Below are 17221 nucleotides of genomic sequence, written 5' to 3' on the forward strand. Positions count from 1 at the left end.
TTCAACGCCAACAGCTAGCACGTGCGACACACTGTAGCCCAGCTCACAAGGACTTGAGCATGGCCTGCATCAGGGATTCCTGCAACCAGGTGACGAAGTTGTAGACCAACGCAAGGTATTCGTCGACGGTTTCGGCCTTCGACCAATCGTCCTGCCCATGGATGCGCTCGGCGTCTTCCTCGCTTTCCAGGCCAAGCCGTTCGGCCAGCACCAGGCGCACGTCGTTGATCGCTGCGGCGAAGCGCGGCGCCGTCTGCTCGTTGAGCAGGATGCTTCCGGACTCCATCAGCAGGGCGGCCTCGCGCAGCGCCCCGATCTTGCGTTCACGGATCCCGCGTTCCGAGAGCCTGCGAAATTCCAGCGATGCGGCGGCATCGTCGGGGTCGGCGTCCGGCAACAGGCGCTTGGTGGCCCGGTCACTCGGTGCGGCGAAGTCTTCCTTGTGGGAGTTCGGATCCAGGCCGACCAGCGCATAGAGCGGATCCTCGTCGTCGGCCCGCTGGGGCTCCAGCAACGTGATGACGTCCTCAAAGAGACCGCGCAGCAGCTGGCGTTCGGCGGCTTCGAGGGACGCGGAGAACCCGCGCATGGTGTTCTTGAATGCCCGTGCCATATCTAGGCTGCGTCCGCCTTGGACAAGGTGGCCCACAGCCCGAACCCGTGCATGGCGGCAACGTCGGCCTCGATCTTCTCGCGGTTGCCGGTGGCGACCACGCTGCGGCCCTCCTGGTGGACCTGCATCATCAGCTTCTCGGCCTTGGCCTCGTTGTATCCGAAATAGGAGCGGAAGACAAAGCTGACGTAGCTCATCAGGTTGACCGGGTCGTTCCAGACGATCAAGATGTAGGGCTGGTCGAGTTCGTGTGCTTGTGCCTGCTCTACGTGCTCAAGCACATCGGGCATCGCAGTCATGGTTGGCATACTCACCATTCTACGACCGGCCGCCTCGGATGCGAACCGGGCGCCAACCGGGCCGTGGACACAACTGCTCCAAAAGCGCAAGGCGACGACTCACGTGAACCAACGCGGCATGGAACCGGTGCCGGGTCTAGAGTATCTACTAGCGTTTATGCCGCAGACCCGGTTTCGCCCCGCCACCTGCGGCGGCCCGGATCCGGCACCCGACGCCCGATAACGGTGCAAACCAGTCCGGCATTCCATTGCCCCAGTCCCCCCGTCGCGAGGAGCCCCCCGGCCATGTGGCAGCAGCCCACCTCCCTGTTTACCGACCACTACGAACTGACGATGCTGCAGGCTTCCCTGCACTCGGGAGCGGCGCACCGCCCCAGCGTCTTCGAGGCCTTCGCCCGCCGCCTGCCCGATGGGCGGCGCTACGGCGTGCTGGCCGGGACCGGCAGGGTCCTTGAGGGCATCAAGGAGTTCCGCTTCGGCGACGAACAACTGCGCTTTCTCTCCGACACCAAGGTCGTGGACGCCACCACCATCAAGTACCTCGAAGACTTCAAATTCAGCGGCAACATCCATGGTTACGCCGAGGGGGAAATCTACTTCCCGTACTCCCCCGTGATGATTGTCGAGTCGACCTTCGCCGAGGCCTGCGTGTTGGAGACCTTCATCCTTTCGGCGCTGAACCACGATTCGGCCATCGCCTCCGCGGCCTCGCGCATGATCGCCTCGGCCGGAACCCGCCCGTGCATCGAGATGGGTTCGCGCCGCACCCACGAGGAATCCGCTGTCGCCGCCGCCCGCGCCGCGATCATCGCCGGGTTCGACTCGACATCGAACCTCGAGGCCGGGCACCGCTACGGCCTCAAGACCGTGGGCACCGCCGCTCATTCCTTCACGCTGCTGCACGATTCCGAACGCGCAGCATTCGAGGCGCAGGTCGCCTCGATGGGCGTGGGCACCGCCCTGCTGGTTGACACCTACGACGTGGAGCAGGGCGTGCGCACCGCGGTGGAGGTGGCCGGCCCCGGGCTGGGCGCCGTGCGCCTTGATTCGGGGGACCTGGTGGAACAGGCCCGCTGGGTGCGCACCCTGCTCGATGACCTGGGCAACGAGAACACCCGCATCATGGTCACCTCAGATCTCGACGAATACGCCATCGCGGCCCTCCAATCCGCACCGGTGGATGCCTACGGCGTGGGCACCTCGCTGGTCACCGGCTCCGGGCACCCGACGGCATCGATGGTCTACAAGCTGGTGTCCCGCAAGAACGACGCGGGCGACTACGTGGACGTTGCCAAGGCCGCCAAGAACAAGGTCTCGGTGGGCGGACGCAAGTTCGCCGTGCGCCTGCTCAACGAGCGCGGCCGAGCCACCGAGGAATTGATCGGCGTGGGCGAGGTGCCCGCTTCCGACGCCAACGACCGGGCCTTGCTGACACAATTTGTTGAAAACGGGGTCATCGACGAGGCATTCACCGGTGCCGCGGGCGTGCACCGCGCCACCAAGCGCCACCACGACTCCATCCAGGAAATGCCCGGCAGCTCCCGCCGCCTGCAGCGCGGCGAACCGGTGATCGGCACCCGATTCATTGACGAGAACTGAGAACAGCGAGAGGAAGCCATCATGACCCAGGAACCAACCAGCGTGCCGGAACAACCTGCGGCACGGGCATTGATCATCGTGGATGTCCAGAACGATTTCTGCGAGGGCGGAAGCCTCGGCGTGGAGGGCGGGGCCGCCGTGGCCGCGTCCATCGCCACCGTACTGCGCGAGCGCGCCGACAGCTACGCGGCGGTGGTGGCAACCCAGGATTGGCACATCGATCCGGGGTCCCATTTCTCCGATTCCCCTGACTTCATCGACTCCTGGCCGGTGCACTGCGTTGCCGCAACGGAAGGTGCCGCGCTGCACCCGGAGCTGTCCGCGGCTGCCGGCTACATCCAGCACCATTTCCGCAAGGGCCGTTACGCGGCAGCGTATTCCGGCTTCGAGGGCCGCTTGTCCGCGGACGAGGACGACGTGGCCGACGAGGGCGGTGAGCTGCTGGGCGACTGGCTGCGCAGACAGGACATCGCCGCGGTGGACATCGTGGGCATCGCCACCGACTACTGTGTGCGCGCCACGGCCCTGGATGCCAAGTCACAGGGCTTCGCCACCACCGTCATCGCCCCGCTGACCGCTGCGGTGCATCCGGCGAACGCCCCCGGGGTGCTGCAGGAACTGCGCGACGCCGAGGTCACCGTCCTGTCCCTGGGCTAGGCCCGCGCCGAGCCCGGGTCCAATTCGGACGCCGAATCAGGCGGTACACGAAATGCCGGCGGCCCGGTGCGTTGGAGAGCATCCAACACACCGGGCCGCCGACTACATTAAGCGATCATTTCTTGCCGATGAACCAGCCCTGCAGCTTGTTCAGCCGCTTCTGCAGCTGCTCGGCATTGGCCTGGGCGACGGCCGGCCCGCCGCACACCTCGCGCAGCTTGGTGTGGATGACCCCGTGCGGGGTGCCGGTGCGCGCGCTCCAGGCCGAGACGTTCTTGGAGAGCGTCGAGCGCATCTCCATCAGCGCCCGATGATCGACCACGGGCGCGGCAGCGGCTTCCTCGGCGCCCTTGCGGACCTTGCGCCGCGAGACCTGTTCGGCCTGGCGCTGGCGCAGCAGCACGCCCACCTGGTCTGCGTCCAGCAGCCCGGGGATGCCCAGGAAGTCTTCCTCCTCCTCGGAGCCCACGGCGCCGCCGGTGCCGAACTCGCCGCCGTCAAAAAGCACCCGGTCGAAGGAGGCGTTGGAGTTCAGCGCCTCGAACTTCTGCTTGTTCAGCTCGTCGCTGGCCTTTTCCTCGCGGTTGGCCTCGGCGACCAGGTCGTCCTCGGGGTTGTAGTCCGGGTCCTGGAAGTGCTTTTCGGGGCGGTCCAGCGCGTGGTCGCGCTCGGTCTCCATCTCGTTGGCCAGCGCCATCAGCACCGGCACCGAGGGCAGGAAGATCGAGGCGACCTCGCCGCGCTTTCGGCTGCGCACGTAGCGGCCGATGGCCTGGGCGAAGAACAACGGGGTGGAGGTGGAGGTGGCGTAGACGCCCACGCACAGCCGGGGCACGTCGACGCCCTCGGACACCATGCGCACCGCGACCATCCAGCGCGAATCACCGGCGGAGAACTCGTCGATCTTCTTCGAGGCGCCGGCGTCGTCGGACAGGATCACGGTGACCTTCTCGCCGCAGATCTTCTCCAGCTGCTCGGCGTAGCCGCGCGCGTCCTCGTGGTCGGTGGCGATCACCAGGGCACCGGCGTCCGGCACGGTGCGGCGGACCCGGGTCAGGCGCTTGTCGGCGGCCGCGAGCACCGAGGGAATCCAGTCCCCCGCCGGGTCAAGGGCGGTGCGCCAGGCGTGCGCGGTGATGTCCTTGGTGAAGCCCTCGCCAAGCTGGGCCTCCATTTCCTCGCCGGAGCTGGTCTTCCAGCGCATCGACCCGGAGTAGGCCATGAACAGCACCGGGCGCACCACGTGGTCGCGCAGGGCTTGGCCGTAGCCGTAGGTGTAGTCGGCCTTGGAACGGCGGATGCCGTCGGGACCTTCTGCGTACTCGACGAAGGGGATGGCCGCGGTGTCGGAGCGGAAGGGGGTGCCGGTCAGCGCCAGGCGGCGGGTGGCCGGCTCGAAGGCCTCCCGGATGCCGTCGCCCCAGGAAAGCGCGTCGCCGCCATGGTGGATCTCGTCCAGGATCACCAGGGTGCGGGCGGCCTCGGTCTTGGCGCGGTGCAGCATCGGCTTGGAGGCTACCTGCGCGTAGGTGACGACGACGCCGATGTAGCCATCGCCGTGCCTGCCGTCGGAGTTCTTGAAGTTCGGGTCAATGGCCAGGCCCACGCGGCCGGCGGCATCCGCCCACTGCTTCTTGAGGTGGTCGGTGGGGGCCACCACGATGATGCGGTTGACGGTCTTGGCGTCGACCAGCACCTTGGCCAGGCGCAGCGCGAAGGTGGTCTTGCCGGCGCCGGGGGTCGCCACGGCCATGAAGTCGCGGGGATTGGCGGTGAAGTACTTGTCCAGCGCCTCTGCCTGCCAGGCGCGGAGCTTGGGGCCGGTGCCCCAGGCCGCCCGTTCGGGGTAGGCGGGAGGAAGACGGTCCTCCATGGGCAACTTGTCTGCAAGTGAGAACAAGGTATCGGTCATGCATACACCTCCACGGCAATAAAAAAGCTTCCCCCCGGGGCGCGGGCCGGCGCGCCCCGGGGGGTTCTGTGTGAACCTACGCTGCGTGGAAGATGATTACTTCTTGTCCTTGTCCCCACCACCGGTGAGGCCCTCGTAGATTTCCTTGCACTCGGGGCACACGGGGAACTTCTGCGGGTCGCGGCCCGGGATCCACACCTTGCCGCACAGGGCAATGACCGGATCGCCGGAAAGCGCCGACTCCATGATCTTTTCCTTGCGCACGTAGTGCGCAAAGCGCTCATGGTCCCCGGCCTCGACATCCTGGGCCTGCTCGGTGCGCTCGATGGTGGTGGCACCGCCGCCGGAGGTAGTGCGCGGGTCATCTCGGAACGGATCTAGGGGCATGCTCATGTCCACCAGTCTAACAACGGATTGATCGACTTCCGGCAGATTCGCCGCGTGCGGTGCATCGCACCGTTGCCTCAGCGGTTGACAATGACGGCCTGCATCAGCTCCGGCAGCCGGGCCTCGAGCCATCGCCCGCCGATGCGGATTCCCGCCACCAGCAGCACCGCGCCCTCCATCACGCCCACGAGCAGTGCCAACCAGCCGAAGAGCGCATTCCCCGTCAGCAACTGGGCCACCAGCAGTCCGAGGGCCGGCAGCAGGAGCAGGAACATGATCGCGAACGTGGCCAGCTGCACGATGGCCATCCGCGCGCCGGCGCCCGGAGGTGTCTTGAACGGGCTCTCCCCCGGTAGCGGCACCGCGTAGGTGAAGCGCGCCGAGGCCACCGATGCCACGCCGAGGCCGGCCAGCAGTCCGCACAGCGATATCCCGAGGATCGCCGGCAGCAGCTCGGTCCGGCCCAGGAACACCGGTGGCAGGATGGCCGCCAGTAGCGTTACCGGCAGTGCCAACACGGCACAGGCCACCACTCGCCCTGCCCGGTCGGCGACCCCGCGCACCCCGGTGAGCAGGTGCAGCGAGAAGGCGGTGGAATCGTAGGACACGTCGGCGGAAATCGAGAACGCCATCAGGATCCCCAGCAGCGGCCCCAGGACCAGCATGGCCTGGGGGTAGCCGGAATTGGAGGCCGTAAACCAGATCAGCACCGGCATCAGCGGGACAACCACGATGGACGCGGCGTAGCGCGGGTCCTTGAGCCAATACGTCAGCGCCCGGGCCGCCACGGCGCCGACCGGGGTCGCGGAGAAAACGCCGAACGCGCCCATGCCCACGGGCTTGGAACTGGTGCGCGGCGCCATCGGGTTCTCCATCGACTGGTGCAGTCCGCGTTCCCACGCCCAGATCACCGCGCCAAGATAGGAAAACCCCAGCGCCAGGCGCAACACGCCCAGCCCCCAGGCCCCGGCGGCCAGGTCCCCGGGGAGCGCCGCGAAGACGCCCAGCGGGGTGAAGCCCAGCACCGCCACGACCCGCGGCAGCCAGTCCAGCACCGATTCGATGCCCGAGGCCGCCGAGCCGATGATGGGCCCCAGCAGGATCAGCGGGATGATCGCGATGATCCCTGCGACGTCGCGGAAGCGCCGCGAACCGGTCAGCCGCGCCATCGAGGTGGTGGTCAGCCGCGCAAGCGCCAGGCACATCAACGCACCCAGCACTCCTCCCACGACGGCGGCCGCCAACGTGGCGGGGTGGTGGCGCCAGGCCAGGAACTGCCCGCCGAACAGCAGCAACGTCAGCAGCCCCGGTATCCCGATGAAGCCCGAGAGCAGCAGTCCGGTCGCCAGCCGGGGCCGCGAGAGCGTGAAGGTGGTGAAGCGCGCCGGGTCAAGGGTCAGGTCGACCCCGAAGGCGATCAACGGGATCAGCGCCCAGCCCAGGGTGATGAGCGAGACCGCGGAGACCAGGATGGTGTTGGCCAGCGCCGGGTCGACATCCGCAAGGTACGTCGTGCCCGATACGAGCATCACGACCATGCCCAGCCCGTAGACCGCCCCGATGGCGACGCCGACCAATTGCCAGGGACTGCGCCGGAAGGAGTTCTTCAGCAGCAGCAGCTTGAGCCTTAGGAGGTGTGCAACCATGAGAGCCCCTCGTTGGTTCCGCGTCCGCCGACCAGCTCAACGAAGCGGTCCTCCAGTGAAGTTGCCCCGCGCACCTCGTCCACGGTTCCGGCCGCCAGCAGGTTGCCGTTCGCGATGACCGCGACGTGGCTGCACATGCGCTGGACCAGGTCCATGACGTGGGAGGAGACGATGACGGTGCCGCCGTGGGCCACGTAGTCGGCGAGGATCTCACGGATGTTGGCGGCGGAGACCGGGTCGACAGCCTCGAAGGGCTCATCGAGCACCAGCACGCGCGGGGAATGGATCAGCGCGGTGGCCAGGGCGATCTTCTTGGTCATGCCGGCCGAGTAGTCGACGACCAGCTTGGATCCGGCGTCTTCGAGGTCCAGCACGCGAAGCAGGTCTTCGGTGCGCGTCTGCACCGTTGCGCGATCCATGCCGCGCAGCAGGCCGGAATAGGTGACCAGCTGGCGTCCGGAGAGCCGGTCGAAGAGCCGGACCCCGTCGGCCAGCACGCCCATGGCTGCCTTGGCCTTCAGTGGCTCGGCCCAGACATCGATGCCGTTCAGCCATGCCTGGCCGGCGTCCGGGCGCAGCAGTCCGGTTGCCATCGAGAGCGTGGTGGTCTTGCCGGCGCCGTTGGGCCCCACCAAGCCGAAAAACGACCCGGCTGGGACATCGAGGGATATGCCGTTGACCGCGACTTTTTCGCCGAATCGCTTGCCGAGCGATCGAATCGACAGGGCCGCCGTACCGGGGTCGGGGTAAGAGTTGCTCATGACATCGAAAATAACAGTCGATGGATGGTTTTGCCGTCATCCCTGCGGACTAATCCCATGGTCCACGCACATCCGAGAACCGGATCGGACTGCTTACTCCGGTGCCCTGACATCACTGGGACGATTGTCCTGGGCGAGTGGACGCCGCCTTCGCCGCCACGCCTAGGGACCTATTTCTCTTCTGCGGCACGACCATCGTACTGACGGGTATCGTCCCCAGCCTCCTTGCCCGCTTCCAGCTTGCCGGAACCACCAGCGAGCCGCTGCAGCGGCAGCTTCGATCCGTAGGAGGGCATTGGGGCAAAGTTCGCGCGCCTTGCTCTCGCCTTCACGGTGACCGAAGCCTAAAATGAAAAAAACGTGTTTCCGTTCAGCATGTTCTTCGGCCCCTAGCCATGGACCGAATAATTGCATATTTCGTACTTGGGGTGCGTATGTATCATCTGCGTTTGCTCGGTAAGGCACCAGCGATTTCCGCCGTTAACGGTGTGGTGCACCGTAGGGCGTACGTACGCCCGAAGGCACCGGCCGCGACTTCGCCGCACAACGGATTCAAGCGCTGGAAGGTCCAACTGCTCATGGACCGTGCGGGACATGCCGTGACCCACCCTGCAACGGAACCCACCGAACGCCTTCTTGCCCTTCTGCTGCGGAAGACGACCCGACGGACCCGGGTGCGACCGGACGTTGTCGACCGTCTGCGGGTGAAGTCATGACCGCTTATCCCGGGCCGGCGGTGGCTGCACGTTCCCCGCGGCATATAAGGGCCCAGAGACACTCACAAGCAAGGCTCGCGGGCCTCGCACTGTTGTGCACAGCAGGTTGGGTCGCGTCGGTGACCGTCGGGGGCTCCCTCGACGCCGCGCTCGGAGTGCAGCAGATCGCGTTGGCCGTGCACATCATGGCCATGGTCGTTTCACTGGGCGCCATCCTGCTTATCGACTGGGTCGGCCTGCTGTGGCTGCTGGGCCGGCGGCAAATACACGAACCCGGGCGCGTGGAATCGGCGGCCGTACTGTTGATCTGGGGCGGGCTGGGCATGCTACTGCTCTCCGGCGCGTTCATCAGCCCCGATCTGAGCGATACCCCCACCCGCGTGAAATTGGCGTGCGTACTCGTGCTGATGCTCAACGGTGTGGCCATCGCACCGGTGATGAAGCGCCTGCACGAGATGCCGGCAAGCACCAAGTTCTCGCAGCTCAGCCTGGGCCTGCGGGCGCGGATGCTGATGGCACTGTCGATCTCCCAGGCCTGCTGGTGGTCGGCCGTGGTCATCGGCCTGCTCAACTCCGCGATCAGGCGCGGGCCCTGAGACAGGGCGAACGGTGCGTTCGGTAGACGCAGTGCCGTACAGCCAAAGACGGGGAGGCAAGTCGCACCAAGCGACTTGCCTCCCCGTCTTTGTGGCGCGGCGCCTTGCCCCGCCGGAAATTCCTAGAAGAGCACGCGTGCCAGTTTCTGTCGCGAGGCCACGACGCGCGCATCGCCCACACCGACCACCGAATACAGTTCGACGAGACGGGCCCGGGCGGTTTCCTTCTCTTCGCCTGCGTTGCGGCCGATGAATGCCACCAGGCGAGCGAAGGCGTCCTCGACGTGGCCCCCGACCAGGTCCATGTCCGCAACGTCCAGCTGCGCCTGCAGGTCATCGGGGGCAGCGGCACCGGCGGCACGCACGGCGGCCAGGTCCTTCCCCTCGGTGCGCATCAACAGGCGCACTTGGTTCAGCCCGATGGCAGCCTCGTTGTCGTTGGGCTTTTCGTTCAGCGCCTGCTTGTAGGCGCTTTCGGCCGCGGGCAGGTCTCCGGATTCGATGGCGTCCAGGGCCGCCTGGTGCAGTGGCGGCAGCGGGGCGGGACCTGCTGCCGGAGCAGTGGTGCCCAGCGGCGGGATGGTCCCGGCCACGCCGTGCTGCACGCCCAGGGCCAGCAGCTCGTCCATCAGCGACTGGATCTGCGAGGTCTCGGCACCACCCTGGAAGAGCGGCACCGGCTGGCCGTTGATCAGGGCGATGACGGAGGGCACCTGCGTGACCTGGAAGGCCTGGGCGATGGCCGGCTGTTGCTCGGCGTCCACGGTGGCCAGCGCTAGGGTCCCGCGCTTGGCATCCACCAGGGAGGCGATCACACCGTCGAGCTGCACGGAGGCCGGGGAGCGCGGGCTGCCCAGTGAAACGATCACCGGCACCTGCTGGGAAAGGGCAACGACTTCCGGGAAGCTCTCCTGGTTGACGGAGCGGACCCAGGTGGGCGCGGCCTCGCCCGAAGCACTGACCGGCTCCGGTTGGGACTGCTGCTTGAAGGCTGCCAGATCAATGGCGCCGCGTGAGGAGGGTGCAGTGGGTTCAGGCATGCTGGTGGTCATTCCTCTACTTTAGGCCGCATCGTGCCCGGGTGGAAAACCCGTTACGGCGATCCGGGCCTGCGCACCGGCTGGCGCCAACGACGGAAGGCGCGGTGCCTCGGTGCCCGGGAACCGATTCCCGTGGCCTGAGGCACGACGCCTTCCAGTGCGGGAACCGCTCGGTTCCCGGTTCCCCCTTCGGGGGCAGGGATGCTACTTCAGCAGCTTTGCTCCCTTGGTGATGACCTCTGCGGCAACCACGGAGACCTTGTCCTTGGAGCCTGCAGCAGGAATGTAGATGAGCGTCGGTTCGCCGTAGGTGATCTCGATGCCCTTCTTGGTGTCCTTGGCGCCGACGATCTTGGACGTCGTGGCATCCAGGCCGATCGTTCCGCCGTCTTCCTTGGGCTTGGCAGTGGTCGTGGCGGTGAAGTTGCCCGAGACCAATGCTCCGCCGTCCGGGGTGGCCAGCACAACGGTGTCCTTGGTGTTCACGTTGCGCTTGAAGGAGATCGTCGCGTCCTTGTTGGCCTTGACCAAGGCGTTCTGGTCCTTGGCGTTCAGGGTCAGGAACGCGTTCTTGGCGAACTTGTCTGCGTCCTTGGACTTCTCGTTGTCCATGAGTCCGGCCAGGCGTTCAAGAGCTACCTTCGGGGTCATGGCCAGGTCCTTGGCATCGTCCTTGAGCATCTTCACCGACTGGTCGCCCACCGCGATTCCGGGGAACGTTGAACCGGGCAGCATCGGGGTGGCGAAGGCGACCTTGTAGTTCTCGCGCGGCCCCGACTGGGTCAGCGTGAGGGCGGTGGGAATCGTGGAGGCCTCGGAGTCCTTCGCGGTGACAACCATGATGGAGCGCGGGAAGTGCGCACCGTCGTCGGTGGGTACGGCGGCCGAGCGGATCACGCTGGTGTCGATGGCCTGCGGGGCGTCCAGCTTGACGTCGTCGTTGCGCAGCTCGTAGTTCTGGCCGCGCAGGGTCTTCAGTGCACCGGTGGTGCGCTCATCCAGGTCCTTGGCGTTCTTGGACTTGTCGGCCTTGGCCACGGAGGAGGATGCCTCCCCGAGGATGCGCTCGAGCTGTTTCTGCAGCACGACCGGGTAGACCTTCTCGGCATCTTCGGTCGAGCTTTCGGCGGGGCTCGGCGAGGTGCCTGCCGCCAGGGCCGGTGCGGAGGGAATCAGCACCAATGCCAGCACGGAGGCGGTCGCCACGATCTTGGCCACGGTGTTTTGGTCGCCCTTGGGAGCGGGAGTCGCGGTCAGGGTGTCGGTCTTCGGGGCGTCGGGGTGACCGGCCGCACGGCGTCCGCCATCGGATCCTCCGCGCGGGGTGGTGCGGACCGCGGCCAGGGCGATGCCGGCAATCACGAGCAGCGAGCCGGCAATGATCAACGGCATCGAGAACGGGGTGGCGGTGTCGCCGGGCCAGGTCGCGGTGATGTCGGTGGGTGCCGCGGCCTTGCCGTCGGCGGCCAAAAGCAGCGTCCAGGATCCCTCGTCGGGGTTGGTCCAGCGGTACGTCATGGTCTTGTCGGCATTTTCGGTTGCCTGGAAGAGGTCGGCGTCAGCCGGGTTGGGCACTTCCGCCTCGCCGGTTTCCGAGGTCGACTCGAGGACCGTCTCTTCGGCGTTGATGCCGGTGATGGTGGTGTGGGCCGCCTTGCCGACCCACGCCTGCGCATCGGCGGAACGCACCAGCGAAGCGGTGAACTTGCCCTCGGCGTTGATGGTGATCTCCGTGGGATGACCGCCCACGGTTCCGGCCCCGGCTTCGATGAGTGTGACCGGGGCGGCTGCGGGGGCCTGGGCAAGGGAAGCGGTCAGCGTCTCGGGCGGAGCCCATATGGTTCGCTGGCCAATCCCCACCACCAGGGCTGCCAGCCCAAGAATGATAGCGATCGCTGAAAAGATCTTTCGCACAATTACACCTAACGGATGAGGGGGTCGAGATTCGGCCTCGGGTGCCACCACATCATTTATCAGGATGACACGCTCACAAGTCTAACGAGTTCTAGCGCATCAGGGTTCCGGAATGTGGGTAGCACCACGCCGTTGGCGGTTGAGGTCTTGCCCACTATTTACCGCGTGCGACTCCTGTCCCCCAATGCCGCCAAGCGGGTCCCGGGGGCATTAAGCTCGGGGTTGTGACTACTCAAGACGGAGACGAAGCAGCTACGCCGGAAGGCACCGGGAGCCATGAAGTCGCGCCCCGGGCCGATGCCGAGGGACAGGAAGCCGCGACGCCGAATTACCCCGGGAAACGGCCGACGCAGCCGCGAAAGTGGTGGCGCCGGGCGTTGGGCACCGCCCAGCAGACGCTCGATGCGCGGATCAAGCCGCCGGCGAACTTCGGGTTCCCCCCGGAGCCGCACCGGGAGCCCGGCGACGGGTACCCGGATGCCGACATCTCACCACAGTCCAACCCGATTGCCTTCGGCTTCCTCTTCACCGTGGGCGTGGGCCTGGCGTTGCTGGGCTTCTTCCTGCTGACCAACGTGGGATCGCTGGTCATCTGGATCGCCATCGCCCTGTTCATCGCGCTGGGCCTGGACCCGATGGTGCGCTTCCTGGTCGCCCACGGGCTCTCGCGCGCCATCGGCGTCTTGATCACGATGCTGGCACTGCTTGGCGGTGTGGCGGGATTCATCGGCGCCATCATCCCGACGCTCACCGAGCAGACGGCCCAGTTCATCGAACGTGCACCGCGGATCGTCGACGACTTCCTCAAATCCGAATTCTTTGTCACCCTCGATGCGCAGTACCAGCTCTCGGACCGGATCAGCCAGGAAATCGGAAAGTTCTTCTCCGACACCGGGGCCGTGGGCGGGATCTTCGGCGGCGTGCTGGGGGTGGGCACCGTGATTGCCCAGGGCATGTTCGGAGTGCTGATCGTACTGGTGCTGGCCATCTACTTCCTGGCCTCGCTGCCGGCAATGAAGTCCTTTGCCTACCGGCTGGCCCCGCATTCGCGCAGGGTGCGCGTGGAGGAACTGGGCAACACCATTACCCATTCGGTCGGCAACTACGTCATGGGCCAGGCGTTCGTGGCAGTGCTCAATGCGACAATCGCGCTGGTGCTGATGAGCATCCTGGGCGTCCCGTTCGCCGCGCTGCTGACACTGCTGGTGGCGATGCTGGCCTTCATCCCGCTGGTGGGGGCCGTGATCGCCGGCATCCTGGTCTCGCTGGTGGCGCTGACCCTGGGATGGCAGACCGCCGCCATCTACGCTGTCTGCTACTTCGGGTACCTGCAGATCGAGGCCTACTTCGTCTCGCCAAGGGTGATGCAGAAAGCGGTTTCGGTCCCTGGCGCGGTTGCAGTCATCTCGGTGATCGCCGGCGGCTCCCTGCTCGGCGTCATCGGCGCGCTGATGGCCATTCCTGTCGCAGCGGCAGTCATGTTGATCCTGCGCGAGGTCTTCATCGTGCGGCAGGACAACCGCTAACCGGCCCGACGTCCCTGGGTGCAGGCGGCATTGATTCCGTCGCTGCCCATCCGATCAGTACCGGTAGGAGCGTGATTCCCAGCACTTCGGGTGCCAGTGCCTCCGTGCTGCGGCCGAGGCGTCATCGCCCGACCAATGGTCAGCACGCCACGCAACCAGGTGCTCGGTCCCGGGCTTGATGAACTGCCCGCATCCGGGGCACTTGTAGGTCTTCGCCGCGCCGACCGAGGAAATCCGGCGCACGTGCCACTGGCCATCGGGCGCGTCCTGCAGGCGCTGTACCCCGTAGCGGGCCTTCTCCAGCCACTGCTCGTCCGATCCGTCGTCGGGTCGCGTCCACTTGTTGACCCGGCCGGAGCGGGGCTTGGGAGCGGAGGAGCGAGAGGGTCGGTTGGAGCGGGCCATGATCCAATTCTGCCCCAGATGCTCCGCCCCTCCGGCCCGGGACGCACCCCCGGGTGGTGTCGCTCCGGCCACGGCACCTGCCCGAAACCCGGTAGAGTGCCTGTTGTGCGTTTAGTGATTGCCAAGTGTTCAGTTGATTACGAGGGCCGTTTGCGTGCCCATCTCCCCCTGGCGACCCGCCTGCTGATGGTCAAGGCCGACGGCTCGGTGCTGGTCCATTCCGACGGCGGCAGCTACAAGCCGCTGAACTGGATGAGCCCGCCCGCCGTGATGCGGATTGTGGCCCCCGACGAGGAGCAGGCCGCCGAGGGCGACGTCGAGCTCTGGCACGTTGCCCACCAGAAGTCCGACGACCGCTTGGTGGTGCACATCAAGGAGATCATCCACGACACCGAGCACAACCTCGGCATCGATCCCGGGCTGATCAAGGACGGCGTCGAGTCGGACCTGCAGCGCCTGCTCGCCGACCAGATCGAGACCCTTGGTGTCGGCTTCACGCTGATCCGCCGCGAGTACATGACCGCCATCGGCCCGGTCGACATCCTGGCCCGGGACGCCGACGGCGCCACCGTGGCCATCGAGCTCAAGCGCCGCGGCGACATCGACGGCGTCGAGCAGCTCACCCGCTACCTGGACCTGCTGAACCGCGACCCGCTGCTCAAGCCGGTGCGCGGGGTCTATGCCGCCCAGCAGATCAAGCCGCAGGCCCGCACCCTGGCGACCGATCGCGGCATTGACTGCCTGATCCTTGACTACGACGCGATGCGCGGCGTCGACGACGTGGCCGCGCGCCTCTTCTAGGCCCCCCGCTTTCCCCGCGCTGCGACACCGCGCCGGGGACGATGGAACTTTTGCGGCGCGGATACGTGATTCGCCGCCGCGCCCGGCCCTAGACTGGGTCCATGACTGCCACCGACTCACCTGAACGCTATGCGCTGACCGGACGACTCATCACCCCCGGAAGGGACATCCCCCGGGGCGTTGTTGCGGTGGAGGGCGACCGCATCGCCTTCACCGGCGATGAGCACGAGTTTACGTTTTTCGACGAATCGGACACTTTCGAGCTGCGCCAGAGCCCGGAAGGCACGATCATCATCCCGGGCCTGATCGACCTTCACTGCCACGGCGCCGGCGGCGGGGACTTTCCCTCGGGCGACCCCGAGTCGATCGCCACCGCCATCGAGTACCTCCACCGCTCCGGCACCACCACATTCCTGGCCTCGCTGGTCACTGCCCCGCGTGCGGACATGTTGGCGGCTGCCGCCGTGCTCGCGGAGTTTGCCCAACGCGGCGACATCGCCGGGATCCATGCCGAGGGCCCGTTCCTTTCCGCTGCGCGCTGCGGGGCACAGGACCCGGAACACCTCATCGACCCGGATCCCGAGTTCGTCGACGAGCTCATCGACGCAGCGGCCGGCCAGCTGCGCACCATGACCTATGCCCCGGAACGCCCGGGATCCGATGCCCTGCTCGAGCAACTGGTGTCCCAGGGGGTGGTGCCGTCCCTGGGGCACACCGACGCCGACGCCGACACGACCTCTGCCTCCCTTGCGGTTGCCCGCGAGGAACTTTCCAGTGCCGGTGTCGACGGCTTCACGGAGCGGCCCACCGTCACGCACATGTTCAACGGCATGGCACCGATGCACCACCGCGCACCCGGCGCCGTTGCCACCTGCCTGGAGCTCGCGGCCCGCGGAAAGATCATCGTTGAGCTGGTGGCCGATGGCGTCCACCTGGATCCGGTGATGGTGCGGACCATGTTCAAGCTGGTCGGTGCCGAATCCATCGCACTGGTCACCGACTCGATGGCAGCGACCGGCCTGGAAGACGGCAGCTATAGGCTGGGCCCGTCCACGGTCACCGTTGCCAACGGGCAGGCCCGACTGGCCTCGGACGGCTCGCTGGCGGGAGGCACAGCCAGCATGCTCGAGGTGGTGCGCTCTGCGGTAGCGGCGGGCGTGGACCTGCAAGACGCCGTCATCTCCGCCACCAGGGTTCCGGCGAGCATCCTGGGCCTGATCGACGAAGCCGGCCGGCTGCACCAGGGATTCGTAGCTGACATGCTGGTTCTGGATGCCGGCCTTGCGCTGCAGCAGGTCGTGCGGAACGGCAAAAACCTATTGTGAAGTTTCCGTTGAGCAAGCGGACCCAGAGGTGTTGACCCAAGTCACACGTTTGTGTGATGCTTGACTCAGTCTTTGTGTTGGTTAGTCATACCCGCCAAAGCAGTGCTGCGGGTGTGAAGTAACTGCGGCGGGGTCATACCCACGCCAGTGATCTTCTCACTTGAGTACCACCAATGGTCGTCGCACAGTGCAACGGCCAGATTTTCGCACTAAATGAGGAGAAATACATGGCTCAGGGAACCGTGAAGTGGTTTAACGCCGAAAAGGGATTCGGCTTCATCACTCCTGATGGCGCCGAGGCCGACGTGTTCGTGCACTACTCGGAAATCCAGACCAACGGCTTCCGTACGCTGGAAGAAAACCAGCGCGTGGAATTCGAAGTTGGCCAGGGTGCCAAGGGTCCGCAGGCCACCGGCGTTGTCGGTCTCTAAGGACTTCACAAATTCTTTGAACTTTTCACCAGTCAGGCAATCGACCGCAACGCGGCACGGATCCGGACGGGCGTAAACCTAAGAAGATGCAAAAAGCATGGGGCGGGATGATTCAATCATCCCGCCCCATGCTTTTTGTCTTGCTTGATCAGTCTTGCCGCCAGGTGCCGACGCCGGCAACGGGGCCGGCTTCCAACCAGGCCGAAAGGCCGTTGTAGGTCTGGTAATCCATGGCGATCAGGACTTCTCGGCCTTCATAGCTCATCATCACGATGACGCTGCCGGGCTGCACCAAGTGCTTTTCCTCTTCCGCGGGACGCCGCCAGCCCTTGAGCCGGATGGACGTCCGCAGGAATCGATGCACAGGGATCGGGGAGACCGAAAAGAGCTTGAGGAACTCAAGCTCACCAGGGCCATAACGCGCAATCGCCATCATCCACTTCCCGGAGGACGTGGAGATGGAAGCGTCGAATGTGCCAAGAGTGCGCCGCAACTGAATGCGGCGCACTCCCATGGCACCCAAGAACATCACCACAAGCAGCAGGGCTGCCAACACGATGAGCACAGGAATGCCGAGTTCGTTCAAGGCAGGA

General features: G+C 66.1%; 17 protein-coding genes. 7 read left to right on the forward strand and 10 right to left on the reverse strand.

The window, feature by feature from the left end; genetic code table 11:
• Window positions 1-43: 43 nt before the first annotated feature.
• Window positions 44-613, reverse strand: a complete 570-nt coding sequence (locus ABD687_RS05190; protein ID WP_310292987.1) for a DUF2017 domain-containing protein — start codon at window positions 611-613, stop codon at window positions 44-46.
• A 2-nt stretch (window positions 614-615) separates the two neighbouring features.
• Window positions 616-912 carry an ATP-dependent Clp protease adapter ClpS gene (gene clpS, locus ABD687_RS05195; protein ID WP_264269433.1) on the reverse strand — a complete coding sequence of 99 codons (297 nt, stop codon included), beginning with the start codon at window positions 910-912 and terminating at the stop codon, window positions 616-618.
• A gap of 285 nt (window positions 913-1197) precedes the next feature.
• Between clpS and ABD687_RS05200 the strand changes: the two genes are divergently transcribed.
• A complete protein-coding gene (locus ABD687_RS05200) occupies window positions 1198-2511 on the forward strand; it encodes a nicotinate phosphoribosyltransferase (protein ID WP_264269288.1) in 1314 nt (437 codons plus the stop codon).
• A 21-nt stretch (window positions 2512-2532) separates the two neighbouring features.
• Window positions 2533-3168, forward strand: coding sequence for an isochorismatase family protein (locus ABD687_RS05205; protein WP_264269287.1), 636 nt, complete (start codon window positions 2533-2535; stop codon window positions 3166-3168).
• Window positions 3169-3283: 115 nt separating this feature from the next.
• Here ABD687_RS05205 and ABD687_RS05210 read toward each other — a convergent pair whose 3' ends face one another.
• The 4 genes from ABD687_RS05210 to ABD687_RS05225 form a co-directional block, all read right to left on the reverse strand.
• A complete protein-coding gene (locus ABD687_RS05210; protein WP_264269285.1) occupies window positions 3284-5080 on the reverse strand; it encodes a DEAD/DEAH box helicase in 1797 nt (598 codons plus the stop codon).
• 96 nt (window positions 5081-5176) lie between these two features.
• Window positions 5177-5473 (reverse strand): DUF3039 domain-containing protein, encoded by a 297-nt coding sequence (locus ABD687_RS05215; RefSeq protein WP_264269284.1) that lies wholly within the window; start codon window positions 5471-5473, stop codon window positions 5177-5179.
• Between the two features lie 71 nt (window positions 5474-5544).
• The gene (locus ABD687_RS05220; protein WP_310292981.1) at window positions 5545-7113 is read right to left on the reverse strand and encodes a transporter; all 1569 of its coding nucleotides are present in this window, start codon (window positions 7111-7113) and stop codon (window positions 5545-5547) included.
• A complete protein-coding gene (locus ABD687_RS05225) occupies window positions 7095-7874 on the reverse strand; it encodes an ABC transporter ATP-binding protein (protein ID WP_264269282.1) in 780 nt (259 codons plus the stop codon). The genes ABD687_RS05220 and ABD687_RS05225 overlap by 19 nt, the downstream gene beginning before the upstream one ends.
• 835 nt (window positions 7875-8709) lie before the next feature.
• On the opposite strand from ABD687_RS05225, the gene ABD687_RS05230 reads away from it, so the two are divergent.
• Window positions 8710-9186, forward strand: coding sequence for a hypothetical protein (locus ABD687_RS05230; protein WP_264269281.1), 477 nt, complete (start codon window positions 8710-8712; stop codon window positions 9184-9186).
• Between the two features lie 122 nt (window positions 9187-9308).
• Here ABD687_RS05230 and ABD687_RS05235 read toward each other — a convergent pair whose 3' ends face one another.
• Together ABD687_RS05235 and ABD687_RS05240 are read right to left on the reverse strand one after the other, a co-directional pair.
• The gene (locus ABD687_RS05235; protein WP_310292978.1) at window positions 9309-10226 is read right to left on the reverse strand and encodes a tetratricopeptide repeat protein; all 918 of its coding nucleotides are present in this window, start codon (window positions 10224-10226) and stop codon (window positions 9309-9311) included.
• A 204-nt stretch (window positions 10227-10430) separates the two neighbouring features.
• Window positions 10431-12140, reverse strand: coding sequence for a hypothetical protein (locus ABD687_RS05240; protein WP_310292977.1), 1710 nt, complete (start codon window positions 12138-12140; stop codon window positions 10431-10433).
• A gap of 224 nt (window positions 12141-12364) precedes the next feature.
• Here ABD687_RS05240 and ABD687_RS05245 point away from each other — a divergent pair, with 224 nt between their 5' ends.
• Window positions 12365-13666: an AI-2E family transporter gene (locus tag ABD687_RS05245; protein ID WP_310292975.1), complete on the forward strand. Its 1302-nt coding sequence runs from the start codon at window positions 12365-12367 to the stop codon at window positions 13664-13666.
• 54 nt (window positions 13667-13720) lie between these two features.
• Here ABD687_RS05245 and ABD687_RS05250 read toward each other — a convergent pair whose 3' ends face one another.
• Entirely contained in the window at window positions 13721-14071 is a 351-nt protein-coding gene (locus ABD687_RS05250) for a hypothetical protein (RefSeq protein ID WP_302265689.1), read from the reverse strand.
• Between the two features lie 105 nt (window positions 14072-14176).
• Here ABD687_RS05250 and nucS point away from each other — a divergent pair, with 105 nt between their 5' ends.
• The 3 genes from nucS (at window position 14177) to ABD687_RS05265 (ending at window position 16628) form a co-directional block, all read left to right on the forward strand.
• Window positions 14177-14872 carry an endonuclease NucS gene (gene nucS, locus ABD687_RS05255; protein WP_310292970.1) on the forward strand — a complete coding sequence of 232 codons (696 nt, stop codon included), beginning with the start codon at window positions 14177-14179 and terminating at the stop codon, window positions 14870-14872.
• Window positions 14873-14973: 101 nt separating this feature from the next.
• Window positions 14974-16197, forward strand: a complete 1224-nt coding sequence (gene nagA / locus ABD687_RS05260) for an N-acetylglucosamine-6-phosphate deacetylase (RefSeq protein WP_310292968.1) — start codon at window positions 14974-14976, stop codon at window positions 16195-16197.
• A 227-nt stretch (window positions 16198-16424) separates the two neighbouring features.
• On the forward strand, window positions 16425-16628 hold the full coding sequence (locus ABD687_RS05265) for a cold-shock protein (protein ID WP_068735141.1): 204 nt from the start codon (window positions 16425-16427) through the stop codon (window positions 16626-16628).
• A 148-nt stretch (window positions 16629-16776) separates the two neighbouring features.
• On the opposite strand, the gene ABD687_RS05270 is transcribed toward ABD687_RS05265, so the two are convergent.
• Window positions 16777-17214: a DUF2550 domain-containing protein gene (locus ABD687_RS05270; protein WP_264269274.1), complete on the reverse strand. Its 438-nt coding sequence runs from the start codon at window positions 17212-17214 to the stop codon at window positions 16777-16779.
• Window positions 17215-17221: the final 7 nt, after the last annotated feature.

This window comes from Paeniglutamicibacter sulfureus (genome assembly GCF_039535115.1).
GTDB classification, from domain to species: Bacteria; Actinomycetota; Actinomycetes; order Actinomycetales; family Micrococcaceae; genus Paeniglutamicibacter; species Paeniglutamicibacter sulfureus.